The sequence below is a fragment of the Nonomuraea sp. NPDC049750 genome (genome assembly GCF_040659625.1).
GTDB lineage: Bacteria > Actinomycetota > Actinomycetes > Streptosporangiales > Streptosporangiaceae > Nonomuraea.
In genome coordinates this window covers 81,337-105,494 of sequence record NZ_JBFANB010000009.1, presented here as the reverse complement: position 1 = coordinate 105,494, position 24,158 = coordinate 81,337, and the positions used below count along the sequence as shown (strand labels likewise).

General features: G+C 73.1%; 20 protein-coding genes and 2 riboswitches. Of the genes, 13 read left to right on the top strand and 7 right to left on the bottom strand.

The window, feature by feature from the left end; all coding sequences use genetic code 11:
- The first annotated feature begins 18 nt into the window (after positions 1-18).
- From AB0J16_RS24325 to AB0J16_RS24295, 7 genes are all read left to right on the top strand, one after another.
- Positions 19-1,569 (top strand): M28 family metallopeptidase, encoded by a 1,551-nt coding sequence (locus AB0J16_RS24325; protein WP_358543319.1) that lies wholly within the window; start codon positions 19-21, stop codon positions 1,567-1,569.
- A riboswitch (cobalamin riboswitch) is annotated at positions 1,547-1,676 on the top strand. (Overlaps the previous gene by 23 nt.)
- A 34-nt stretch (positions 1,677-1,710) precedes the next feature.
- Positions 1,711-1,899 (top strand): CbtB-domain containing protein, encoded by a 189-nt coding sequence (locus AB0J16_RS24320; protein ID WP_357960438.1) that lies wholly within the window; start codon positions 1,711-1,713, stop codon positions 1,897-1,899.
- Positions 1,900-1,907: 8 nt separating this feature from the next.
- A complete protein-coding gene (locus AB0J16_RS24315; RefSeq protein WP_358543317.1) occupies positions 1,908-2,645 on the top strand; it encodes a CbtA family protein in 738 nt (245 codons plus the stop codon).
- Positions 2,646-2,651: 6 nt separating this feature from the next.
- Positions 2,652-3,302, top strand: a complete 651-nt coding sequence (locus AB0J16_RS24310) for a histidine phosphatase family protein (RefSeq protein ID WP_358543314.1) — start codon at positions 2,652-2,654, stop codon at positions 3,300-3,302.
- A gap of 19 nt (positions 3,303-3,321) precedes the next feature.
- Positions 3,322-5,484, top strand: coding sequence for a VWA domain-containing protein (locus tag AB0J16_RS24305; RefSeq protein WP_358543312.1), 2,163 nt, complete (start codon positions 3,322-3,324; stop codon positions 5,482-5,484).
- Positions 5,485-5,486: 2 nt separating this feature from the next.
- Positions 5,487-6,089: a cob(I)yrinic acid a,c-diamide adenosyltransferase gene (gene cobO / locus AB0J16_RS24300; protein ID WP_358543309.1), complete on the top strand. Its 603-nt coding sequence runs from the start codon at positions 5,487-5,489 to the stop codon at positions 6,087-6,089.
- An 8-nt stretch (positions 6,090-6,097) separates the two neighbouring features.
- Positions 6,098-7,519 carry a cobyrinate a,c-diamide synthase gene (locus AB0J16_RS24295; protein WP_358543925.1) on the top strand — a complete coding sequence of 474 codons (1,422 nt, stop codon included), beginning with the start codon at positions 6,098-6,100 and terminating at the stop codon, positions 7,517-7,519.
- Here the strand turns inward: AB0J16_RS24295 and cobN are convergent.
- Positions 7,474-11,157: a cobaltochelatase subunit CobN gene (cobN, locus tag AB0J16_RS24290; RefSeq protein WP_358543306.1), complete on the bottom strand. Its 3,684-nt coding sequence runs from the start codon at positions 11,155-11,157 to the stop codon at positions 7,474-7,476. The two genes, AB0J16_RS24295 and cobN, sit on opposite strands and share 46 nt — an antisense overlap.
- A gap of 34 nt (positions 11,158-11,191) precedes the next feature.
- Positions 11,192-11,380, bottom strand: a riboswitch (cobalamin riboswitch).
- Between the two features lie 28 nt (positions 11,381-11,408).
- Between cobN and cobG the strand changes: the two genes are divergently transcribed.
- From cobG to cobJ, 3 genes are read left to right on the top strand one after another with little or no spacing between them, the layout of a single operon-like run.
- The gene (gene cobG / locus AB0J16_RS24285; RefSeq protein ID WP_358543303.1) at positions 11,409-12,656 is read left to right on the top strand and encodes a precorrin-3B synthase; all 1,248 of its coding nucleotides are present in this window, start codon (positions 11,409-11,411) and stop codon (positions 12,654-12,656) included.
- A gap of 37 nt (positions 12,657-12,693) precedes the next feature.
- Positions 12,694-13,314 carry a precorrin-8X methylmutase gene (locus AB0J16_RS24280; protein WP_358543922.1) on the top strand — a complete coding sequence of 207 codons (621 nt, stop codon included), beginning with the start codon at positions 12,694-12,696 and terminating at the stop codon, positions 13,312-13,314.
- A 5-nt stretch (positions 13,315-13,319) separates the two neighbouring features.
- The gene (gene cobJ, locus AB0J16_RS24275; protein ID WP_358543301.1) at positions 13,320-14,801 is read left to right on the top strand and encodes a precorrin-3B C(17)-methyltransferase; all 1,482 of its coding nucleotides are present in this window, start codon (positions 13,320-13,322) and stop codon (positions 14,799-14,801) included.
- Here the strand turns inward: cobJ and AB0J16_RS24270 are convergent.
- The 4 genes from AB0J16_RS24270 to AB0J16_RS24255 all read right to left on the bottom strand — a co-directional run bounded on the left by AB0J16_RS24270 (position 14,792) and on the right by AB0J16_RS24255 (position 18,012).
- Positions 14,792-15,592, bottom strand: coding sequence for a cobalt-precorrin-6A reductase (locus AB0J16_RS24270; RefSeq protein ID WP_358543298.1), 801 nt, complete (start codon positions 15,590-15,592; stop codon positions 14,792-14,794). The two genes, cobJ and AB0J16_RS24270, sit on opposite strands and share 10 nt — an antisense overlap.
- Before the next feature lie 73 nt (positions 15,593-15,665).
- Positions 15,666-16,421: a precorrin-4 C(11)-methyltransferase gene (cobM, locus tag AB0J16_RS24265; RefSeq protein WP_358543295.1), complete on the bottom strand. Its 756-nt coding sequence runs from the start codon at positions 16,419-16,421 to the stop codon at positions 15,666-15,668.
- Positions 16,418-17,629 carry a precorrin-6y C5,15-methyltransferase (decarboxylating) subunit CbiE gene (gene cbiE, locus AB0J16_RS24260; protein ID WP_358543292.1) on the bottom strand — a complete coding sequence of 404 codons (1,212 nt, stop codon included), beginning with the start codon at positions 17,627-17,629 and terminating at the stop codon, positions 16,418-16,420. Before cbiE ends, cobM begins: the two co-directional genes overlap by 4 nt.
- Complete coding sequence (locus AB0J16_RS24255; RefSeq protein ID WP_358543290.1) at positions 17,626-18,012, bottom strand: pyridoxamine 5'-phosphate oxidase family protein; 387 nt, start codon at positions 18,010-18,012, stop codon at positions 17,626-17,628. Before AB0J16_RS24255 ends, cbiE begins: the two co-directional genes overlap by 4 nt.
- A gap of 63 nt (positions 18,013-18,075) precedes the next feature.
- Here AB0J16_RS24255 and cobF point away from each other — a divergent pair, with 63 nt between their 5' ends.
- From cobF to AB0J16_RS24240, 3 genes are all read left to right on the top strand, one after another.
- Positions 18,076-18,834 carry a precorrin-6A synthase (deacetylating) gene (cobF, locus tag AB0J16_RS24250; protein ID WP_358543287.1) on the top strand — a complete coding sequence of 253 codons (759 nt, stop codon included), beginning with the start codon at positions 18,076-18,078 and terminating at the stop codon, positions 18,832-18,834.
- A 167-nt stretch (positions 18,835-19,001) separates the two neighbouring features.
- A complete protein-coding gene (locus tag AB0J16_RS24245; RefSeq protein WP_358543285.1) occupies positions 19,002-19,634 on the top strand; it encodes a DJ-1/PfpI family protein in 633 nt (210 codons plus the stop codon).
- A 186-nt stretch (positions 19,635-19,820) separates the two neighbouring features.
- A complete protein-coding gene (locus tag AB0J16_RS24240; RefSeq protein WP_358543282.1) occupies positions 19,821-21,047 on the top strand; it encodes an MFS transporter in 1,227 nt (408 codons plus the stop codon).
- 70 nt (positions 21,048-21,117) lie between these two features.
- On the opposite strand, the gene AB0J16_RS24235 is transcribed toward AB0J16_RS24240, so the two are convergent.
- Positions 21,118-22,362, bottom strand: coding sequence for an FAD-dependent oxidoreductase (locus tag AB0J16_RS24235; RefSeq protein ID WP_358543279.1), 1,245 nt, complete (start codon positions 22,360-22,362; stop codon positions 21,118-21,120).
- An 84-nt stretch (positions 22,363-22,446) separates the two neighbouring features.
- Positions 22,447-24,147, bottom strand: a complete 1,701-nt coding sequence (locus tag AB0J16_RS24230; RefSeq protein ID WP_358543276.1) for a helix-turn-helix domain-containing protein — start codon at positions 24,145-24,147, stop codon at positions 22,447-22,449.
- Positions 24,148-24,158 lie beyond the last annotated feature (11 nt).

The following is a 24,158-nucleotide window of genomic DNA, read 5'->3' as shown; positions in this document are numbered from 1 at the left end:
TCCTACAGGGGAATCCGAATGCGCAGAGTCATCACCATCCTGGCCACCGCGCTCTCCTTGACCATCGCCATGGCCGTGCCCGCCACCGCCGGCGGCCTGGACGACGTCTTCGCCAAGCTGCTGGTCAAGCAGGTCAAGGGGACGAACGTCGCCAAGCACCTGCAAGCCCTGCAGGACATCGCCACCGCCCATGGCGGCATCCGCGCGACCGGCACCAGCGGCTACGGCGCCTCCCGCGACTACGTGGCGAACAAGCTGCGCAAGGCCGGTTACAAGGTCACGCTGCAACCGATCAACTACGTCAAGAGCTGGGCCGAGAACAGCCCGCCGACGCTGGCGCTCACCGCGCCGAGCGCGAAGACGTACGTACCGAACGAGGACTTCTTCACCTTCCAGCCCTCCCCCTCGGGCGAGGTGACCGCGCAGGTCCAGGGCGTGGACCTCACGCTGCCACCCACTCCCACGCCGACCTCGACCAGCGGCTGCGAAGCGGCGGACTTCGCCGGGTTCGTGGCCGGCCGTATCGCGCTCGTCCAGCGCGGCACCTGCCCGTTCGTCACGAAGGTGCAGAACGCGGCCGCGGCGGGTGCGACCGGGCTCATCATCTTCAACGAGGGTCAGCCGGGTCGTACCGACGCGTTCCCGCTGGACATCGGCGAGTGGCGGGGCGGGATCCCCATGGTGTTCGCCGACTTCGCCGTGGGCAACGAACTCGCGAACACGCCGGGCGCGACCGTACACCTCAAGGTCGACGCCAACCTCGTGCTCGGCAGCACGGACAACGTGATCGCCGAGACCCGCTTCGGCGACCCGCGCGACGTCGTCATGGTGGGCGCGCATCTCGACAGCGTGACGGCGGGGCCCGGCATCAACGACAACGGCTCGGGCAGCGCGGCGATCCTGGAGGTCGCCGAGGAGATGGCGCTCTACCCGGTCAAGAACAAGGTCCGCTTCGCCTTCTGGGCCGCCGAGGAGATCGGGCTGCTCGGTTCCGATCAGTACGTCGGGTCGTTGTCGCAGGCGCAGCGGGACCGCGTCCGGGTGTACCTGAACTTCGACATGGTGGCCACGCCGAACTACGCCTACAAGCTGTACGACGGGGACGACTCCGACAACGTCGGCTCCCCCGCCGGTCCGCCCGGTTCCGCCGAGATCGAGAAGCAGCTGGCGGCGTTCTACGGCTCGCGCGGCCTGCCCACGGTGGGCACGGACTTCGACGGGCGCTCGGACTACGGGCCGTTCATCGCGGTCGGGATCCCGGCCGGCGGCATCTTCACCGGCGCCGAGGGGATCAAGACGGCCGCGGAGGCGGCGCTGTTCGGCGGGACTGCCGGGGTCGCCTACGACGCCTGCTACCACCAGGCGTGCGACACCATCGCCAACATCAACGCCACGGCGCTGGACGTGGACGCGGACGCCATCGCCGACTCCGTCGCGCGATACGCGTTCAACCTCCGCTCCATCCCGCCGCGAGTGGCACCCGCGACCAGCCGTGCGCGCTTCACACCGTCAACGTCCGGCTTCCTCGATGTGTTGACGCGAACGGGAGGAAAGGATACGTTCCGGTAGATTTCACGGTTGTCCAAGGGAAATCCGGTGAGATGCCGGTGCGGACGCGCCACTGTATCCGGGACGTAGATCCCGGGAGCCAGGTCGCTTGGGCCTCCGTGACCTCATTTGTTGGGACGCGTCATCCCTGAGGAGGCACTGATGAGTGGTCTGTCCGCTCCTACCGTCATTCCGTTCCCCCGTCTGCGGCTGTGGTTGCTGGCCGTACCGGTACTGCTGCTGGTCGCCTACCTGGTGCTGATGGACAACGGCGCCATCTCGCAGACGGGTGCGTACCTGCACGAACTCATGCACGACGGGCGTCACCTGCTCGGCGTGCCCTGCCACTAGACCCAGGCATGGTACGCACCCTGCTGGTCAGGGGCCTGCTTCTGGGCCTGCTGGCCGGATTGATCGCGGGCGGCTTCGCCTTCGCCTTCGGGGAACCGCAGGTGGACAGTGCGATCGCACTGGAACAGGCGCACGCCGCGCAGGAACCTGGCCATGACCACGGCGAGGAGGAACTGGTCAGCAGGCCGGGCCAGAAGGCCGGGCTCTTCCTCGCCACCGGCCTGTACGGGCTGGCCGTGGGAGGGGTCTTCGCCCTGGTGTACGCGGGTCTGCGGGGCCGGGTCGGTCCACGGTCGGAGGGCGGGCTGGCGCTCGCCGCCGCCGGGTCGGCGTTCGGGGCGGTGATCCTCGTACCGTTCGTGAAATATCCGGCCAATCCGCCGGCTGTCGGAGACCCGGAAACGATCAACAGCCGGACCGCCCTCTATGTCGTGATGATCCTTGTCGGCCTGGCCGCGATCGCGATCGCGGTGGCGACCGCGCGCCGGGTGACCGCCGGGCCTTGGGCGCGGTGGGTCGCGGCCGGGGTCGCGTACCTGGTCCCGGTGGTCGCCGCGTGGCTGCTGCTGCCGACCGTGGACGAGGTGCCCGAGGGCTTTCCTGCCACGTTGCTGTGGCAGTTCAGGCTCGTGTCGTTAGGGACGCAGCTCGTTTTCTGGACGGCCTTCGGTGTGCTGTTCGGGTGGGTGAGCGACAGGGCGGCGCGGCGGGGGGCCGTACCCGCGACCGCCGCCTCGCCGGGCTGAGCCGGCGTGCTGTTCGTCCGGCACGCCAGCACGCCGGGGATGCGGACCGCCTGCTTTCCCGGGGCGGATGAGGACGCCGACCCGTCGAGCCTGGCCAGGGCACACGGCTTGGCCAGGGCACACGGCTTGGCTTCGGTGGTGGCCGACTCGATGGCTGTCGGCTCGGCGGCGACCGGCTCGGCAGTGACCGGCTCGGCGGCGGGCGGCTCGGCGGCGGTCGACTCGGTGGCGTGGGTCGCTCCCGGTGCCGCGGCGCGGCAGACCGCCGCCGCGCTCGGCCGGGAAGCGTGCGTGGTCGCCGCGCTCGCGGAGGCCGATCACGGCCGGTGGCGCGGCCTGCCGTACGGACGGGTCGCGCGGGAGGAGCCGGACGCGCTGGCGAGCTGGCTGGCGGATCCGGACGCGGCGCCGCACGGCGGGGAGAGCCTGACCGTGCTGGCGGCGCGGGTGGCCGACTGGCTCGACTCGGTGCGCGGGGAGCCCGAGGCGGTCGCCGTCTGCGACGCGGGCGCCATCCGGGCGGCCCTCGGCCATGCGCTGGGACTGGACCCAGTGCACTCCGCCCGTTTCGATCTCGCGCCGCTGTCCGTCACTGAGCTGACCGTCACGCGAGGCGGCTGGCGGGTCGCCCACGTCAACCGGAAGATCCTTTCTTGAACGTACGGAAGGTCCTGTCTTGATCGTCTCGTATCCGTTCAGCGCCGTCGTCGGGCTCGACGACCTGAAGCTGGCGCTGGTGCTCAACGCCGTCTCGCCACGGGTGGGCGGTGTGCTGGTACGGGGTGAGAAGGGCACCGCCAAGTCCACCATCGTGCGCGCGCTGGCCGCCCAGCTGCCCCCGGTGAACGTGGTGCCGGGCTGCCGGTTCGCCTGCGATCCGGCCGCGCCCGACGCCGAGTGCCCGGACGGCCCGCACGAGCCGGACGCCCAAGGGCTTCGCCGTCCGGCCGCGTTGGTGGAGCTGCCGGTCGGCGCGTCGGAGGACCGCCTGGCCGGCTCACTCGATGTGGAGCGGGCGCTGACGGAGGGGGTGAAGGCGTTCGAGCCGGGCCTGCTGGCGGCCGCGCACCGCGGCGTCCTGTACGTGGACGAGGTGAACCTGCTGCACGACCACCTGGTCGACCTGCTGCTGGACGCGGCGGCCCTGGGGACCTGCTACGTGGAACGGGAGTCGGTCTCGGTCCGGCATCCGGCCCGGTTCCTGCTGGTCGGGACCATGAACCCGGAGGAGGGTGAGCTGCGTCCGCAGTTGCTGGACAGGTTCGGGCTGACGGTGCAGGTGAAGGCGTCCAGGGATCCGGTGGAGCGCGCCGAGGTGGTACGGCGCCGGCTGGCCTTCGACGCGGACGCCGAGAAGTTCGCGGCCAGGTGGGCGGCCGAGGAATCGGCGCTGGCGACCAGGATCGCCCAGGCCCGCGGCCGGGTGTCCGGCGTGCGGCTGCCCGACGCGCGGCTGCGGCAGATCGCGACGGTGTGCGCGGCGTTCGAGGTCGACGGATTGCGGGCCGACCTGGTCACGGCGAACGCCGCCATCGCCCATGCCGCCTGGCATGGGCGCGAGGCGGTGACGACCGAGGATGTACGGGCGGCGGCCCGCCTGTCGCTGCCGCATCGGCGGCGGCGCGACCCCTTCGACGCGCCGGGACTGGACGAGTCGCTGCTCGACGAGCTGCTGGAGAGCACGTCGGAGGATGAGGATCCGGACGATCCGGAGGGTCCCGGTGGCGGGGGTCCTGACGCCTCCGGGCCTCCTGACGTCTCCGGGGCTGCTGACCATTCCGGGCCTGGGGAGGACGGCCGCCCGGCGAGCGCCGCGCCACCGGCGGGTGACGGCGAAACACCGATGCGCGATCAGCCGACCGGTCCCTCCGACGGCGGGACGATGGATGATGGCCGCGTCCCGAACGACGGCCGCGTGCCGAACCACGGCTGGATGCCGAATTTCGGCTGGATGCCGGATGGCAGGGGGTCGGCGAAGCAGTCGGCCGAGGCTGGGCAGCCACCGGACGCCGGGGGCACACGCGAGCAGGAGCCGCCGGGCCGGGTGGCCGGGCTGGCGGCGCCGTACAGGGTGCCGTTGCTTCAGGTGCCCGGGATCGGCGAGGGCGTGGCGGGGCGGCGCTCGCGCTCGCGCACCACACGCGGCCGGGCCACCGCCGCACGCCGCCCCGGCGGACGGGTCCGCGATCTCCACGTGATGGCGACGATGCTGGCGGCGGCGCCGTACCAGGTGACGCGCGGGCGCACCGGTCCCGGGCTGGTGCTGCGCCAGGACGACCTGCGCGAGGTAGTGCGCGAGGGCAGGGAGGGCAACCTCGTGCTGTTCGTGGTGGACGCCAGTGGCTCGATGGCGGCTCGCCGGCGGATGAGCGCCGTCAAGACGGCGGTGCTCAGTCTGCTGCTCGACGCCTACCAGCGGCGCGACAAGGTCGGCCTGGTCACCTTCCGTGGCGCGGGCGCCGTGCTGGCGCTGCCGCCGACCTCGTCGGTGGAGGCGGGCGCGGCCCGGCTGCGCTCGCTGCCGACCGGCGGCCGTACCCCGTTGGCGGCCGGGCTCGTGCGGGCGGCGGAGGTGCTGCGCGTGGAGCGGCTGCGTGACCCGGCACGGCGGCCGCTGCTGGTGCTGGTGACCGACGGGCGGGTGACGGCGGGCGGCGATGTGGAACGGGCCGCCGCCCTGCTGGACGGCACGGCGAGCGTGGTCGTGGACTGCGAGAGCGGCCCGGTGCGGCTGGGTCTGGCGGTCCGGCTGGCGGTGCGACTGCGGGCGCGCCTGGTCTCGCTCGACACGCTCTCCGACCTGAGTTCGGTCGTACGTGATCACCGGAAGGCGGTCTGATCATGCCGCAAGGGAAGCCCGCCACCGTGCCCGACGACGGTCTCACGACCCGGCAGCGCCGGACGCGGCCGCTGCTGATCGTGCACACCGGGCCGGGCAAGGGGAAGTCGACGGCCGCGTTCGGGATGGCGTTGCGCGCCTGGAACCAGGGGTGGCCGATCGGGGTGTTCCAGTTCGTGAAGTCGGCCAAGTGGCGCATCGGCGAGGAACGGGCGCTCAAGGTGCTCGGCGACACGGCCGAGGGCGGCTCGGTGACCTGGCACAAGATGGGCGAGGGCTGGTCGTGGATCCAGCGTCCCGGCACCGAGGAGGATCACGCGGCCGACGCCCGTGAGGGCTGGGCGCAGATCAAACGCGACCTGGCGGCGGAGACGTACCGGTTCTACGTGCTGGACGAGTTCACCTACCCGCTGAAGTGGGGGTGGCTCGATCTGGACGACGTGCTGGAGACGCTCACCGGGCGGCCGGGCAACCAGCACCTGGTGATCACCGGCAGGGACGCGCCCGAGCGGCTGGTCGAACTCGCCGATCTGGTGACGGAGATGGGCAAGGTACGACATCCCATGGACGCCGGGCAGAAGGGTCAGAAAGGCATCGAGTGGTAGTGCCGCGGCTGGTGATCGCCGCGCCTGCGTCGGGCAGCGGCAAGACGACCGTGGCCACCGGGCTGATGGCGGCGCTGCGGGCGCGCGGGCTGGCGGTCTCGCCGCACAAGGTGGGGCCCGACTACATCGATCCGGGCTATCACGCGCTGGCCGCCGGGCGTCCGGGGCGCAACCTGGATCCGTGGCTGGTGGGCGAGGAGCGGGTGGCACCGCTGTTCCTGCACGGTGCGGCCGGGTGTGAAGTGGCGGTGGTCGAGGGCGTGATGGGGCTGTTCGACGGTAAGGGCGACGGCGACTTCGCCTCCACCGCGCACGTCGCCCGGCTGCTGGACGCGCCGGTGGTGCTGGTCGTGGACGCGGCCCGGCAGAGCCGGTCGGTGGCGGCCGTGGTGCACGGGTTCGCCACATTCGACCCGCGCGTACGGGTGGGCGGAGTGGTGCTCAACCGGGTCGCCTCGGACCGGCACGAGGAACTGTGCCGGGCCGCTCTGGACGCGGCAGGCATGCCGGTGCTCGGCGCGATCCGCCGCGACGACGCCGTCTCCACACCTTCCCGCCATCTGGGTCTGGTGCCCGCCGCCGAGCGTGAGGCCGAGGCGGTACGGGCCGTGGAACGGCTCGGCGCCCTGGTGGCGCGCTCCTGCGACCTGGACGGGCTGATGCGGCTGGCGACGACGGCGCCCCCACTCACCGCCCCGGCATGGGACCCCGCGACGGCGCCCGCCCTCACCGACCCGGCATGGGACCCGGAAACGGCGGCGCCCGAGCTCGCCGGCCCGGCATGGGGCCCGGCGAAGGAGAGCGCGCGCGTCGAGGAGAGAGCGCGCGTAGGAGAGGGTGTCGTCGTGGCGGTGGCGGGCGGGGCGGCCTTCACGTTCGGGTACGCCGAGCACGTCGAACTGCTGCGCGCGACCGGCGCGGACGTGGCGACCTTCGACCCGTTGCGCGAGGAGAAGCTGCCGGACGGCACCGCCGCGGTGGTGCTCGGCGGCGGCTTCCCCGAGGTGTACGCCGCCGAGCTGGCCGCCAACGAGCAGCTCCGTGACCAGGTGGCGGCCTTCGGCGGCCCGATCGCCGCCGAGTGCGCCGGGCTGCTCTACCTGTGCGAGGAGCTGGACGGGCGGCGCATGTGCGGGCGGGTGCCGGGCCGGGCACGGATGACCGGCAGGCTCACGCTCGGCTACCGGGACGCCGTGGCCCTGAAGGATTCGCCCCTGACCAGGGCGGGCGAGCGCTTCCACGGGCACGAGTTCCACCGGACCACGGTCGAGCACGCGGGCGAGCCGCTGTTCCGTAACCGGGGCGGCGGCACGGACGGACACGGCGACCCGCTGGTCACCGCGTCCTACCTGCACCTTCACTGGGCCGGATCGCCGGCCCTCGCTCACCGGCTCGTGTCGTCCTCCAGGTCCCCTTCGGTCTTGAGATAGACCTCCTGCAGACCGCGCAGGATCTCCGGGTCCGGGTGCTCCCACATGCGCCGCTCGGCGGCCTCCAGGAGCCGTTCGGCGATGCCGTGCAATGCCCATGGGTTGGACCGGGTCATGAACTCCTGGTTCTCCGGGTCCAGCACGTACGTCTCGGCGAGCTTGTCGTACATCCAGTCCGCCACCACGCCCGTCGTGGCGTCGTAGCCGAACAGGTAGTCCACGGTCGCGGCCAGCTCGAAGGCGCCCTTGTAGCCGTGCCGCCGCATCGCCGCCAGCCAGCGCGGGTTGACCACCCTGGCGCGGAAGATCCGTGAGGTCTCCTCCGACAGGGTGCGAGTGCGCACGGCGTCGGGGCGGGTGCTGTCGCCCACGTACGCGGCCGGGGCCCGGCCGGTGAGCGCGCGGACCGTGGCGATCATGCCGCCGTGGTACTGGAAGTAGTCGTCGGAGTCGGCGATGTCGTGCTCGCGTGTGTCGACGTTCTTGGCGGCCACGGCGATCCTGCGGTAGGCGTCCTCCATCTGCGGGCGCGCGGCCACGCCGTCGAGGTCGCGGCCGTAGGCGTAGCCACCCCAGACCGCGTACACCTCGGCCAGGTCGGTGTCGTCGCGCCAATTGCGGCTGTCGATCAGCGGCAGCAGCCCGGCCCCGTAGGCGCCCGGCGCGGAGCCGAAGATGCGCATCGTGGCGTGCCGCTCCTCGCCGCCGGTCGCGGTCACGTGGGCGCGTACGTAGTTGTGCTCGGGCGGTTCCTCCAGCCCGGCGGCCAGCCGTACGGCGTCGTCCAGCATGGCCACCACGTGCGGGAACGCGTCGCGGAAGAAGCCGCTGATGCGGACGGTCACGTCGACGCGCGGCCGGCCCAGCTCGGCCGGCGGGATCGGCTCCAGGTTCGTGACCCGGCGGGACGCCTCGTCCCATGCGGGGCGGATGCCGAGCAGGGCCAGCACCTCGGCCACGTCGTCGCCGGCCGTACGCATGGCGCTGGTGCCCCAGATGGACAGCCCCACCGAGCGCGGCCAGTCGCCGGTGTCGGCGCGGTAGCGCTCCAGCAGCGATTCGGCCATCGCTTGGCCGGTCTCCCAGGCCAGGCGGCTGGGCACCGCGCGGGGATCGACGGAGTAGAAGTTGCGGCCGGTCGGCAGTACGTTGATCAGGCCGCGCAGCGGCGAGCCGCTCGGCCCGGCGGGCACGTAGCCGCCGTCCAGGGCGTGCAGGATGTGGTCGAGCTCGTCGGTCGTCCGGGCCAGGCGCGGGACCACCTCGGTGGCGGCGAACGCGAGCACCCGCGTGACGAGCTCGCGCCGATCGGCGGGCAGCGCGAGGGCGACCTCCTGCGCGACCTTTTCCGCGACCTCCTCCGCAGCTTCCTCCACAGCTTCCTCCGCAACCTCCTCCGCGAGCTTCTCCGCAGCTTCCTGCGCCACCTCCTCGGCCGCCTCCGGCGCCCAGCCTCGCTCCTCCATCGCCGCCACCAGGGCACGGGCGGTCGCCTCGGCCCGGTCCACGTCGGCCAGCCCCGCCGTGCCGTCCTCGGCCAAGCCGAGCGCCTCACGTAAGCCGGGCAGCGTCTCGCGGCCCGACCACATCTGCCTGGCGCGCAGCATGGCCAGCACCAGGTCCACCCTGACCTGCCCGACCGGCGCCTGGCCGAGCACGTGGAGGCCGTCGCGGATCTGCGCGTCCTTCACCTCGCAGAGCCAGCCGTCCACGTGCAGGATGAAGTCGTCGAACTCGGTGTCGTGCGGCCGATCGGCCAGCCCGAGGTCGTGGTCGAGCCGGGCGGCCTGGATCAGTGTCCAGATCTGGGCGCGGATCGCGGGCAGCTTGGCCGGGTCCATGGCGGCGATGGTGGCGTGCTCGTCCAGGAGCTGTTCCAGCCGGGCGATGTCGCCGTACGTCTCCGCCCGCGCCATCGGCGGCACCATGTGGTCCACCAGCACCGCGTGCGCCCGCCGCTTGGCCTGGGTGCCCTCGCCCGGATCGTTGACCAGGAACGGGTAGATCAGCGGCAGGTCGCCGATGGCCGCGTCGGTGCCGCACGAGGCGGACATGCCGGCCGACTTGCCCGGCAGCCATTCCAGGTTGCCGTGCTTGCCCACGTGCACCATCGCGTGCGCGCCGAACTCGGCCGACAGCCAGCGGTAGGCGGCCAGGTAGTGGTGGCTGGGCGGCAGGTCGGGGTCGTGGTAGATGGCGATCGGGTTGTCGCCGAAGCCGCGCGGCGGCTGGACCATGACCACCACGTTCCCGGCGCGCAGCGCCGCCAGGACGATGTCGCCGTCATGGACGAACAGCTCGCCGGGCGGGGCTCCCCAGTGCCGCTCGATCCCGGTGCGCAGGTCGGCGGGGAGCGTGCGGTACCAGCGTTCGTAGGAGGCGGCGGAGATGCGTACCGGATTGCCCGCCAGGTGCTCCTCGGTCAGCCAGTCCTGGTCCTGGCCGCCCGCGGCGATGAGCGCGTGGATGAGCGCGTCGCCGTCCTGCTCGGCCACGCCGGGGAAGCCCTCGCCCAGGTCGTAGCCCGCTTCGGCGAGCCGGGCCAGCAGCCGTACGGTGCTGGCGGGGGTGTCCAGGCCGACGGCGTTGCCGACGCGCGAGTGCTTGGTCGGGTACGCCGACAGCATCACCACCAGCCGCCGCCCGCCAGGCGGGGTGTGGCGCAGCAGCCCGTGGCGTACGGCGATGCCCGCCACCCGCGCGGCCCGCTCGGGGTCGGCGACGTAGACGGTCAGCCCGTCGGGGTCGATCTCCTTGAAGGAGAACGGCACGGTGATGATCCGGCCGTCGAACTCGGGGATGGCCACCTGCGAGGCGGCGTCCAGCGGCGACAGGCCGTCGTCGTTGTCCTCCCACGCCTGCCTGGCCGTGGTCAGGCACAGGCCCTGCAGGATCGGCACGTCGAGCGCGGCCAGCGCGCCCACGTCCCACGCCTCGTCGTCCCCGCCCGCGCCCGCTGTCGCAGGACGCGAGCCGCCCGCCGCCAGTACGGTCACCACCAGCGCGTCGGCGGCCCGCAGGGTGTCCAGCAGCTCGGGTTCGGCGGTGCGCAACGAGGAGCAGAACACCGGCAGCGCCTGCCCGCCCGCCTCCTCGACGGCGGCGCAGAGCGTCTCGACGAAGGCCGTGTTGCCCGCCATGTGGTGCGCCCGGTAGTAGAGCACCCCGATCACGGGCCCCTCGTGTGACCGTGCCTCGCGCTCCAGCCGCCCCCAGGACGGCGTGGGCGCCGGCGGCGCGAACCCGCGCCCGGTCAGCAGGACGGTGTCGGACAGGAAGGCGTGCAGCTCGGTCAGGTTGGCGGGCCCGCCGTGCGCCAGGTACGCGTGCGCGTCGGCGCAGACGCCGCCGCGCACCGTGGACAGCTCCATCAGCTCGGCGTCCGGCGCCTGCTCGCCGCCCAGCACTACGACCGGACGGGGCCCGGCCAGCAGCGCGTCGAGCCCCTCCTGCCAGGCGCGGCGACCGCCGAGCAGCCGTACGACGACCAGGTCGGCCCCCTCCAGCAGGCCGGGAAGATCGTCGGGGCCGAGCCGGGCGGGGTTGCCCAGGCGGTAGGCGGCGCCGCAGGCACGCGCGCTCAACAGGTCGGTGTCGGAGGTGGAGAGCAGCAGGACGGTACGGCTGTCGCCAGGCACGGCGCGATCCTCCCTCGGGGTCCTCGCCCCGGTCGTGGGTGTCGCGACGGCAGGAGTCTCCTGGCTCCCGGATCAGCGCTCACCCCGGCCTTCCCACCCGTTGCCGGGCAGTGGCCTGCGGTGGGGTTCGCTCCCCGGTCACAGTGGCGGGACCGCGCCGGATTCGCACCGGCTTCCTCCCTTTGCCATCGCCTACCCAGGAGCCTACGGCAGGAGCAACCTCCACCAGAAGTGGCGTTACCATCCTCATCGTGTCCATAGCCGACTTTTCCGGACGGGTCCGGCCCGACGCCTGTCCGGGAGCGCTCCAGGTGCACGAGGCCGCCGACGGCCCGCTGGCCCGGGTCCGCCTGCCCGGCGGCGCGGTCTCCGGCGGGCAGCTCCGCGAGCTGGCGGCCTGCGCGGCGGAGCTGGGCTCCGGGGTGGTCGAGCTCACGTCGCGGGCGAACGTACAGGTGCGCGGCCTGCGCGCGCCGGCCGCCTTCGCCGAACGGATCGCCACCGCTGGGCTGCTGCCCTCGGCCGCGCACGAACGGGTACGCAACATCGTCGCCTCGCCGCTCGGCGGCCGTGGTCCCTCGGGTTCGGTGGACACGCAACCCCTGGTCGAGGCCCTGGACCTGGCTCTGTGCGCACGGGTCCGGCTGGCCGGGCTGCCGGGGCGCTTTCTGTTCGCGCTGGACGACGGCACTGGGGATACGTGGCAGCTGGCCGCCGATGTCACTCTCGTGCCTGCGGCAGTGGACGGTGACGCCTGGGTCTCACTGCCCGAGGGCGCGGTGGCGGGCGGTGGCGCCTGGTTGTCACTGCTGCTGGCGGGCGTGGACGTCGGGCTTGTCGTGTCCCGTGACGCGGCGGTCGGGCTGATGATCGCCGCCGCCGAAGCGTTCCTCGACGAGCGGGAGCGCGGGCTTTCCGATCGTGACCGGGGCGCGTGGCGGATCGCGGAGTTGGCGGACGGTCCCGCCCGAATCGCCGCCCACCTGGGCGTGGCGGGCGCGCGTAAGACGACCGCCCTGGACGCCTCCCCTGCCTTCTCGGCCCGTCGCCCCGGGCCTGTCGATCAGCGGGACGGCCGCGTGGCGCTGGAGGCCGTGGTGCCGCTCGGGCGGCTGTCCGCCGCTCAGGTAAACGCCATCGCCGACACCGCCGACGACGGTGGGGCGGTTCCCGTACGGCTGACGCCTTGGCGAACGGTCGTCCTGCTGGACCTGTCCCCCGCCGCGGCCGAGCGGGCGGTGCGGCAGCTGTCCACGGCCGGGCTGGTGACCGATCCGGCGTCGCCCTGGGTCGGCGTGAGCGCCTGCACCGGACGTCCCGGCTGCGCCAAATCGCTGGCGGACGTGCAGGAGGACGTACGGCGGTGGGTGGCGACCCTGGACGCGCCCGCTGCGACGCCGGTGCACTGGGCCGGTTGCGAGCGGCGCTGCGGACTGCCCCGCGGCCGGGTGGTCCAGATGGTGGCCACCGCCGACGGATACGAGGAACGGCCGCACTGATGGCGGTCAGCTTCGACCGATGCGAGGAAAGGCAGCAGTGACCGACTACCTGCGCGACGGCGCCGAGATCTACCGGCGTTCGTTCGCGACCATCCGTGCCGAAGCCGATCTCACCGGGATGCCCCCGGATGTGGCCCAGGTGGCGGTGCGGATGATCCACGCGTGTGGCATGACCGACCTCGTCGCCGACCTGGACTGGTCGCCTTCGGTGGTCGTCCGGGCCCGCGAGGCGCTGCGGCGCGGCGCGCCCGTGCTGTGCGACGCGCAGATGGTCGCCTCCGGCGTCACCAGGCGCAGGCTGCCCGCCGACAACGACGTGGTGTGCGCTCTGGGCGAGCCAGGCGTGCCGGAGCTGGCCGAACGCCTCGGCACCACACGCAGCGCCGCCGCCCTGGAGCTGTGGCGCGACCGGCTGGACGGCGCCGTGGTGGCGATCGGCAACGCCCCGACCGCCCTGTTCCGGCTGCTCGAACTGGTCGCCGAGGGGGCCGGCAGGCCGGCGGCGGTGCTCGGCGTGCCGGTCGGCTTCATCGGCGCGGCCGAGTCCAAGCGGGCTCTGGCGGACAGCGACCTGGAATACCTGGTGGTGCACGGACGCCGCGGCGGCAGTGCGATGACGGCGGCGGCGGTCAACGCCATCGCGAACGAGACGGAGTGACGGCGATGACGGGACGACTGTACGGGGTCGGACTGGGCCCGGGAGACCCGGAGCTGGTCACGGTCAAGACGGCCCGGCTGATCGGCGAGGCGGACGTGATCGCCTACCACGCCGCCAGGCACGGCCGCAGCATCGCCCGCTCGATCGCGCTGCCGTACCTGCGGGAGGGGCAGATCGAGGAGCTGCTGCTGTACCCGCTGACCACGGAGACCACCGACCACCCCGGCGGCTACCAGGGCGCGCTGGACGACTTCTACGCCGACTGCGCCGAACGGCTGGCCGCCCACCTGGACGCGGGCCGGACCGTGGTCGTGCTGAGCGAGGGCGACCCGCTGTTCTACGGCTCCTACATGCACATGCACAAGCGGCTGGCCCACCGCTATCCGACCGAGGTGGTGCCGGGCGTGACCTCGGTCAGCGCCGCCTCCGCCGTCCTGGGGCGGCCGCTGGTGGAGCGCGACGAAGTGCTGACCATACTGCCCGGCACGCTGCCCGCCGAAGTGCTGGCCGAGCGGCTGCGCGGCACCGACTCGGCGGCGGTGCTGAAGCTGGGCAGGACGTTCGAGAAGGTCCGCGACGCCCTGGCCGAGGCAGGGCGGCTGGACGACGCCTGGTACGTCGAGCGTGCCACCATGGGCGCCGAACGCGTCGCGCCGCTCAAGGACGTGGACGCCGACGGCGTTCCGTACTTCTCGCTGGCCCTGCTCGCCAGCCCGGCCGAGCGCACCTTCGTCCCCGAGCCCTCGTCGACCGAGGGGCGCGGCGAGGTGACCGTCATCGGCCTCGGCCCGGCCGGGCGGCCGTGGCTCACGCCGGAAGCGCAGGAGGCCCTCGCCGCGGCCACCGACCTGGTCGGCTACGGCCCGTACGTGGACCGGGTGGCGCCCAACGCGCGCCAGCGCCGCCACCGCACCGACAACCGGGTGGAGGCCGAACGCGCCAGGCACGCGCTGGAGCTGGCCGCGACGGGCGCACGGGTGGCCGTGGTGTCCTCCGGCGATCCCGGGGTGTTCGCCATGGCCAGCGCGGTGCTGGAGGAGGCGGCGGCCGGGTTCCCTGACGTGCCGGTGCGGATCGTGCCGGGTCTGACGGCCGCGCAGGCGGTGGCCAGCAGGGCGGGCGCGCCGCTCGGCCACGACTACTGCGTACTGTCGCTGTCGGACCTGCTCAAACCGTGGGACGTGGTGGCCGGCCGGCTGACCGCGGCGGCCAAGGCCGACCTGGTGCTGGCGCTGTACAACCCGGCCTCGCGCAGCCGTACGTGGCAACTCGCCGCCGCGCGTGACCTGCTGCTGGAGCATCGCGACGCGGCCACCCCCGTGGTGATCGGCCGTGACGTCGGCGGCGCGCAGGAGAGCGTCACCGTCACCACGCTCGGCGAGCTCGACCCGGCCCAGGTGGACATGCGCTGCCTGCTGATCGTCGGCTCCTCCACGACCCAGGTCACCGCTCGCGGCGTCGTCTACACCCCCCGCCGCTACCCCTGAGCCCAGAGGGCCGCCGCGTTCACGGTCTCCACCAGACGGACACCCGTCGGCAGCGGCGGCCGGTCCACCATGATCACCGGTAGCCCCAGCTCGCGGGCCGCGACGAGCTTGGCGGCGGTCAGCCGGCCGCCGCTGTCCTTGGTGACCAGCACGTCCAGACGGTGCTCGCGGATGAGGGCCAGCTCGCCCTCGACCGTGTAGGGCCCGCGGTCGAGCAGTACGTGTACGTGGGGCGGGACCGGCGGTTCGGGCGGATCGACGGACCTGGCCAGCAGCCACACTCCGGCCAGCCCGGTGAAGACGGGCAGACTCCGGCGCCCGGTGGTGAGGAACACCCGCACCGGCCCGGCCGACTCGGTAGTGCCCTCGGTCGGCTCGACCGGCTTGGCGATGGCCAGGCGGGCGGTGGCGGCTTCGGCCAAGCGGGTGGCGGCGGCCTCCAGGGAGTCGACGCGCTGCCAGGTGTCGGCTGGTCCCTGCGGCCAGCCCGGTCGGCGCAGGACGAGGAGCGGCACGCCCGTGCGCGCCGACGCCTCGGCCGCCGAAGCCGTCATCTGCGCCGCGAACGGGTGGGTGGCGTCCACCACGGCGTCGATCCGCTCGGCGGCCAGCCACGTGGCCAGCCCGTCCGGCCCACCGAACCCGCCCGAACGCACCTCGCCGACCGGCAGCCTCGGGTTCGTCACCCGCCCGGCCAGCGACGACACCACGTGCACGCTCGGGACGTCGGCCAGCTCGGCGGCCAGCGCCCGCGCCTCCGCCGTGCCGCCCAGGATCAGAACCCGTCTCATGCCGCGATCCTGCGCTCCCGCGCCTTGCCGCTCGCCCTGCGGCACCGCCTGCCTTGCCGCAGGGGCAGCGCGATCAAGTCCCGTCGCATGATCGCTCCCGCTCCGCGCTGTACAGGTGGCTGTCGGGAAACTGCGTCGCCAACAGCGCCCGGCCGACGACGATCACCGCGGTGCGGCGGATCCCCGCCTCGTGGACCTGCGCGGCGATGTCCGTCAGCGTGCCGCGCAGAACGACCTCATCGGCCCGGCTCGCCCGCGCCACCACCGCGACCGGGCAGTCGGCCCCGTAGGAGGGCAGCAGCTCCGCCACCACCGCGTCGATCCGCTGCACGGCCAGGTGCAGCACCATCGTGGCCCGGCTGGCACCAAGCGTGGTCAGGTCCTCGCCGTCGGGCATCGGCGTGGCGCGCGCCGATGTACGGGTCAGGATGACCGTCTGGCCGACACCGGGCACGGTCAGCTCCCGGCCCAGCGCGGCCGCCGCCGCCGCGAACGCCGGAACGCCCGGCACCACCTCGTACGGCACGCCGAGCACGTCCAGCCTGCGCATCTGCTCGGCCACCGCGCTGAACACCGACGGGTCCCCCGAGTGCAGCCGCGCCACGTCCACGCCCTTGGTGTGGGCGGCGGCCAGCTCCGCGACGATCTCGTCGAGCGTCAGGTTCGCGGTGTCCACCAGCCTGGCGCCCGCCGGGCAGGACTCCAGCAGTTCGCGGGGGACGAGCGAGCCCGCGTACAGGCAGACCGGCGATGATTCCAACCGCCGCAACCCCCGCACCGTGATCAGATCCGCGGCACCGGGCCCCGCCCCGATGAAGTACACGGTCACGGCACGTCCTTTCTGGTGATCGACCACACGGTCACCGGCATCGCGGCCCGCCAGCCGGTGAACCCGCCGACGGGCGCGGCCCGCTGCACGGACAGGCGCACCAGATCGCCGCCCAGCCGGGCGTACCATCCGGCGACGACGGACTCCGACTCCAAGGTCACGGCGTTCACCACGAGCCTGCCGCCGGGCCGCAGCGCCGCCCAGCAGGTCTCCAGCATTCCGGGCGCGGTGGCGCCGCCGCCGACGAACACCGCGTCCGGCGCGGGCAGACCCTCCAGCGCCACCGGCGCTCGCCCCTCCACGACCCGCAGGGCGGGAACCCCGAGCCGGTCGGCGTTGCGGCGGATGGCGGCGACGCGATCGGCCCTGCTCTCGACCGCCACGGCGGCGTTCGACGAGTGGGCGCGCAGCCATTCGACGGCGATGCTGCCCGCGCCCGCGCCCACGTCCCACAGCAGTTCGCCGGGAAGCGGCGCCAGCCGTGACAGGCTGACGGCCCGGACCTCGCGCTTGGTGAGCTGCCCGTCATGCTCGAAGGCCGTGTCCGGCAGTCCGGGCACGCGAGCGAACGGCTCGGCGCCGGGTCCGGCGACGCACTCGACCGCGATCACCTGCAACGCCGACATCGCGGCCGTTCCCGCCCATTTCTCGGCCGTTCCCGTCCGGACGGACTCCGACGCCGCGCCCAGGTCCGACAAGACCGTCATCGGGCTCGGACCGTACCCGAGCCCGGCCAGCAGCCCCGCCACCAGAGCTGGAGTGTCCCGACCGGCGCCCAGCACCAGGACCCGGCGCCCGGGAAGGACCGCCGCGTTCAGCGCGGCCAGAGGTCGGCCCACCAGGCTGACCACGTCCACCTGCTCGACCGGCCAGCCCAGCCGAGCGCACGCCAGCGACAGCGACGACAGATGAGGCAGCACCCTGATCCGGGCCGCGCCGAGCAGCCGCACCAGGGTGGAGCCGATGCCGTAGAACATCGGATCGCCGCTGGCCAGCACGCACACCTGGAGATCGGCGTACCGCTCCATGAGCGCGGGCAGCGCGGGCAGCAGCGGCGAGGGCCAGGCCACCCGCTCCGCACGGGACCGAGGCACGAGGCCGAGTTGGCGGGAGGCGCCCATGAGCACCTCCGCCGCCTCCAGTACGCGGCGCGACTCCGGCGGCAGGCCGTCCCAGCCATCCGCGCCGATGCCGACGACGGTGATCACACGTTGCCCAGCACGCGCGTCACCTGGATCTCCACGACCACCCGCGCCGGGTTGGGCCGGGGCGGCTTGTAGCGGGCGGTGTAACGGCGCTCGGCGTCGGCCACCTGCTCCGGCTCGGTACGCACCACGGCCCGCCCCTCCAGCGTCGACCACCGTCGGCCGTCCACCTGGCTGAGCGCGACCAGCGCGCCGTCCGCCCCGATGAGCCGGGCTTTGTACGAGGTCCCGGAGGTGATCACCCGGGCGATGCCGGTCTCCAGATCCAGCGTCGCGCCGACCGGCACCGCGTGCGGCGGCCCGCCGGAACGCGCCGTTGAGAGCGTGCACAGGTGCCGTTCCTGCCAGAACGCGGCGAAAGCGGCGCCCTGCTCGACCAGATTCACGAGCCTCCTCAAGGGAATTGCGGAGGCATATCGTATATCCGGCTCTCTGGCAGACTCGTGCGGGTGAAGCGGCTACTCATCATCGGCATCGGCGCCGGAGATCCCGACCATCTCACTCTGCAGGCGGCCAAGGCCATCTCCGCCACGGACGTGTTCTTCATCGTCGACAAGGGCGAGGTCAAACAGGATCTCGTACGCCTCAGGCTGGACCTGATCGACCAGCACGGCCGCCCGCCGTACCGGATCGCCGAGGCCCGCGACCCCGAGCGCGACCGCACCACCCCCGCCTACACCGCCGCCGTCGAGGACTGGCGCTCCCGCCGCGCGCTGGCCTGCGAGGAGCTGATCCGCGAGGAGCTGAAGGAGGGCCAGACGGGGGCGTTCCTGGTGTGGGGTGACCCGGGCGTGTACGACAGCACGCTGACCATCGTCGAGGAGATACTCCAACGCGGAAACGTCACCTTCGACTACGAGGTGATCCCCGGGGTCAGCAGCGTGGCCGCGCTCACCGCCCGGCACCGCACCAGCCTCACCCAGGTCGGCCGCCCCGTGCACCTGACCACCGGCCGCCGTCTGGCCGAGGACGGCCCGTCCGCCGACGACGTCGTCGTCATGCTGGACGCCCACTGCTCCTTCGCCGGCCTCGACGACTTCCACATCCATTGGGGCGCCTATCTGGGTAGCCCCGACGAGATCCTGGTGTCCGGCCCGGTGGCCGAGGTCGGCGACCGGATCCGTGAGCTTCGCGCCGAGGCCAGGGCTCGCAAGGGCTGGATCATGGACACCTACCTGCTGCGCCGCCTCCCCCGTACGGACGGCTGAGGACCCGCGTGGTCAAAGCAGCGCATCGGCGGTGATGGGCAGCTCGCGGACGCGGCGGTCGGTGGCGTGGAAGACGTCGTCGCCCCCAGCAGGAGCCCGACCTGAACTGCCAGTCGTGAGACTTGTACCATATGAGCTTGCTGTGGAGAGCTGCGCAGGGAGTGAGCTTGCAGGTCGCGGTCGTCACCTTTGACGGATTCAACGAGCTCGACAGCTTTATCGCGTATGGGCTGATCAATCGCGCTCGCGTGCAAGGTCAGGACGTCACCGCGTACATCACGACACCAGCGCCCGCCGTGACCTCGATGAACGGCGTGGAGGTGACCGGACAACGGCCGTTGGACTTCATCGCCGAGGCCGACGTCGTACTCCTCGGCAGCGGCATCAAGACCCGTGATGTCGTCGCTGATGACACCCTGCTCACGCGTCTCCCCCTTGATCCCGCACGACAGTTGATCGGCTCGCAGTGCTCCGGAGCCCTGATGCTCGCGCACCTCGGCCTTCTGGCCGGACGACCCGCCTGCACCGACACCATCACACGGCCTTGGCTCGAAGAGCGCGGAGTGACGGTGCTGGACGCGCCGTTCCACGCGGAGGGCGCGATCGCCACCGCGGGCGGATGCCTGGCATCTGTCTATCTGGCGGCGTGGACGCTCCTCCACACGGTCGGCGAGGCCGCCGCCCGGGCCGCGATAGAGTACGCGGCGCCTGTCGGTGAGAAGCAGGAGATCGTCCAGCGCGTCATCTCCAGGGTGCGTACGGTCGAAGCGACGCTGCGCACGAGGACCGCAACGGGATAGGGACGGCGGCGAGCCTGGCCGGTCGGCCGATGCGAACGCGGATCCCGTGGGCGCGGCACCGAGCTCGGCCGGCCAGCCGAGCCGCAGGTCCCTGGGCTCCCACGGCGCCACCAGACTCCAGGAGGGCACCGGAATCGTCGGTGGCGTCTGTGAGGATGGCGTCTTTGTCGGCGTCTCGGGGGTTCCATGTGGAGGTCGCTGCCGGTGGCGGCGCGGGTGCTGCTGTGGGTCCGGATTCTCAACGCGCTCGGCGCCTACGCGCTGTCTTTCCTGGCGGTGCTGGCCGGGCCGGAGCTGGCCGCGGCGGCGCTGGCCCTGTTCGGGGTGGCCGCGCTGCTCTCGCGCTGGGCGGGGGCGCTGCTGCTGGAGCGGTTCTCGCCGCGCGGTGTGCTGAGTGCCGGGCTGGCCGCGACCGGCTTGGCCCTGTTCACGCTCGTCCTGGCGCAGAGCCCGGCGCAGGTGCTGATCGCCATCGCGCTGGTCGGACTGGCCTTCGAGGTGTACGAGCCCCCCTCGCAGGAACTGCTGGCGAGGGCGAGCGAGGGTGAGCAGCGCCATGCCACCTTCGCCGTCCTGGGAGTGGCACTGTCGGCGGCCGGGGCCGCGGCGGGGCTGCTGGCGGCGGTGCTCCTGCCGCTGGGAGTGCGCTGGCTGGTGGCCGCCGACGCGCTCACCTGCCTGGTCGCGGCGGCCGTCGCGGTCTCGTTCCTGCCACGCGATGATGCCCGATCCGGCGGGCGCGGCGCCGAGCAGCAGGCTGGGAAGAGCGGCCGCCGCGCCGAGCGGCCCGCTGGGCCAAACGAGCGCCGCACCGAGCCCGCAGGGAAGAGCAGGCACCGCACCGAGCGGCTGAGCGGGCGCTGGCGGCCACCCGCCGCGTTGATGCGGTTGACCGTGGCGGGCACCGCGTTCGCGATCGGCTCTCTGGCGGTGCTGATGTACGTGCCGTTGGCGCTGCTGGAACGGGGCGCCGCATCGTGGCTGCCCGGCCTGACGCTGGCGAGCGCCGCCGCGCTGGCCCCCCTCACGCTGTGGGCCGCCCGCCGGCTGCTGGCCGGGCGCTCGCACGGGCTGATTCTCGGGGTGGGCGCTTTGCTGCTCGGGGTGCTCGCGCTGGTGATGGCCGCCACCACCAGTGTGCCACTCACCATCGCCGCCTACCTGGGCTGTACCGCGGCCAACAGCGTCCTGCTCGGCCGCTGGCAAGCGGCGGTCGCCGATGCCGCGCCGGAAGACGACCGGCCGCGCTGGTTCGCCGTACAAGGATCATCGTGGGGCGTGGCGCAACCCATGGTCCCACCGCTGGCCGCGGCCGCCGCGACCGTCGTCGGCGCTGTCGGAGCCGGTGCTTTCCTGGCTGCCGGCTTGGCGTTCCTGCTGGTGCCATTGATGCTGCGGCGCCTGCCAGGTTGACGGCGAAGATCTGCCTGACGTATTCGGCACAATGGCCAGCCCGCGCGCTCGGCCGGACAGGAGAAGCCCGTCAGCGCAGGGGGGCGAAGTCGGCAAGGGCGGTGGGCTGCTTGCCGGTGGTGATGTGCTCGGCGAGCAGCCGCCCCGTGATGGGGCCGTGGGCCAGACCCCACATGCCGTGACCGCCGGCCACGTAGATACCGGGGGCTTTGGTCGCGCCGATGAGCGGCCGGCCGTCCGGGGTGATCGGGCGAGGGCCCACCCAGACATCCGTGCGTTCGTCCCAGTGCACACCGCGCAGCAGGGGCTGGGCGGAGGCGACGATGGCCTCCAGCCGGGCGGGCACCTGCGGGGCGTCCGGGTCGCGGAACTCCATGGTGCCGGCCACGCGCAGCCCGTTGCGATACGGCGTGCACGCCACCCGTACGTCGGGCAGGTAGATCGGGCCAGGGACGGGGTGGTCCACCGGCACGGTGAAGGAGTAGCCGCGGCCGGCCCGGACCGGGACGCGCACGCCCCACTGCCGGGCCAGGCGGGGCAGCCACGCACCGGTGGCCAGTACCACCGCGTCGGCCGACAGGACGGTGCCCTTGCCCGAGCGCACGATCACCTTCCTGCCGTCGGTGCGCACCTCGTCGACCTCGAAGGCGTACACGGTCGCGCCGCGGCTCATCACGGCCTTGCCCAGGGCGTGCACGAAGGCGCCCGGGTCGACGTAGCGCTGCCCGTCGATGCGCACCCCCACGCCCAGCGCCGGACCGGCGAGCGGCACGTGCTCGGCCAGTCGCCGGGCGTCCAGCACGGTATGGTCGACCCGCTGCCCGGCCGCTTCCAGTCGGCGCAGCTCGCGCAGCAGGCTCTCGGCATGGCGTGCCGTGCGGAACGCGGCGGTGATCGGCGCCGCGATGACCGGGGCGGACACGCCGTTGGCGGCCAATACCTCGTAAGCCTCGACGCATTCCTCGTTGAGCGGCAGGTTGGCGCGCACGGCGCGCATCCACGATCGCCAGCGGCAGTTGGCGGCGAACCGGGCCAGAAACGCCCACAGCCCCGCATCGAGGCTCGCCGGCACGTGCAGCGGCGCGTCCGCGTTCAGCAGCGAGCGCAGGCCGTAGCGCAGAACCGCAGGCTCGTTCAGCGGGATGGCCAGGCCTGGGGCGACCCATCCGGCGTTGCCCCAGGATGCGCCGGCCGCCACGCCGCCACGGTCGACCACCTTGACCTCGACGCCGCGCTCCTGCAGGAACCACGCGGTCGACAGGCCCACGATGCCCGCGCCCACCACGATCACCGATCGCGGCCAGTTGCCGACCATGCCCAACCTCCAACGGGTACGAATGCCGGTGTCCAAGCCAGCATGGCGCGCGCGGCAGCCGGCGGCGTTGTGGGCGGCCGACAATCACTTCGCGGCCGTTGTGCCATCGTCACAACGCCCGGCCCCCAGCCACGCCTCGACAGCGTTGACCGGCCGCGTCGGCGTCAGCGACAGGCCTGGCACAAGATCATCGGCGGGGTCGTCCTCGGCGTCGGAGGCGGCCAGCATGATGATCATGGCGAGGCGTTTACGGGGGTCGTCCAGGTCCAGGAGAGTGATCTCGCTCATCTTGCGCAGCCGGTTGCGGACGGTGTTGGGATGCACCCGCAGTCGTTCGGCGGCCAAAGCGGGGTCGCCCTGGGTCTCCAGCCAGGCCCGCAACGTGGGCACGTAGCGTGTGCCATGGCGGGCGTCATGTCGCAGCAGCGTGCTCAGCGGCCCGCGGGCCGGGGTACGGCCGGTGCGCGAGGCCGCGCGTAGCCGCCGCAGCAAGATGTCGTCCCACGACTCGTCGTAGGCGGGCGCGACAGTGCCGGGCCGGCCGGTCTCGGGCAAAGCCAGGCACTCGTCGGCCTCCTGGCGGCCGGCGGGCAGTTCCTCGGTCGCGGCGGGCGCGCCGATGCCGGCCGCGATGCGTACCCGGGCGGGCAGTTCGACCCGCAGCGCGGCGATCCAGTGGCGGGCGATGTCCGCCTGCTCGGCGGGCAGGATCGTGTACAGCGTGTCGCCGAGCAGGGTGCTGCGGCCGGGTCTGGACCAGCCGAAGCCGATGGTGGCCTGTTCGAAGGCCAGCAGCAGCGCGGCGTGGGGCTCCTCGCCGTCGGTGTGGGCGCGGATCGCGATGACCCGCAGCGCCTGCGACGGCAGGCCCAGCCGGCTGATCACCGTCTCCGCGTCGACGCTGCCCTCCAGCAGCCGGAGGACCAGGTCGGACTCCACCTGCCGCTCCAGGTCGGCGCTGGCCCGCGAGCGCAGCAGGTGCAGCGTTACCGTGCGTGCGCCGTGCGCCAGCGCGCGCCGGCGGGCGCCGGTCAGCGGGCGCTCGCAGCTCACCCAGACCGAACCGAGCAACTCGCGGCCGGCCCGCACCGCCACCGCCATCCGCCCGGTCAGGCCGTGCCCGGGATCGGCGGGGACGAACACCGGCTCGTCCGTCGCCGCCAACTGGGCGAACACCCCCCGCTGCTGAAACAGCTCGCGTAGCCGGTCCGGGACGCGCCGGCCGAGGATCGTCTCCAACCGGGCCGGATCCCCCGCCTGCTGGGAGCGGGAGTAGGCCAGCACCCGCGAGTGCCGGTCCTCGATGGTCACCGCCCCGCTGATCGTGTCGGCCAGGCTGTCGGCCAGGGCGAACAGGTCGGTCGGGCCGCGTCCCGAAGCGGTCTCGCGGCTCTCCAGCACCAGCCCGTACACCACGCCGGCGAGCTGGCTCCAGGAGACCGCGGAATCGGCCAGCAGCACAGCCACCCCGAGCTGGTCGCCGAGCGCGGCGGCCTCGCGCTCGGCCGCCGCGCTCGGCGAGGCGCACGGGGGGTCAGCGTCGGTCCCGGTCGCGGTCTCGATGGGGCGGACCAGGACCGCCGCGGCGCGGGCGGCGGCCGCCCACCGCACCGCCTCGGCGATCGAGGAGGTGCCGACGGCCAGGAGCAGATCACCGGTGACGTGGCGGTCGGTGGCATCCGGCACCGCCACGCTGCGCAGCCAGGCCGAGCGGGTCTCGGGACGGCCGCACAACCGTACGCCGTACCCGCCGAGCACGTTCACCAGGCGGTCCAATGTGATCATGTGCGGCTCCG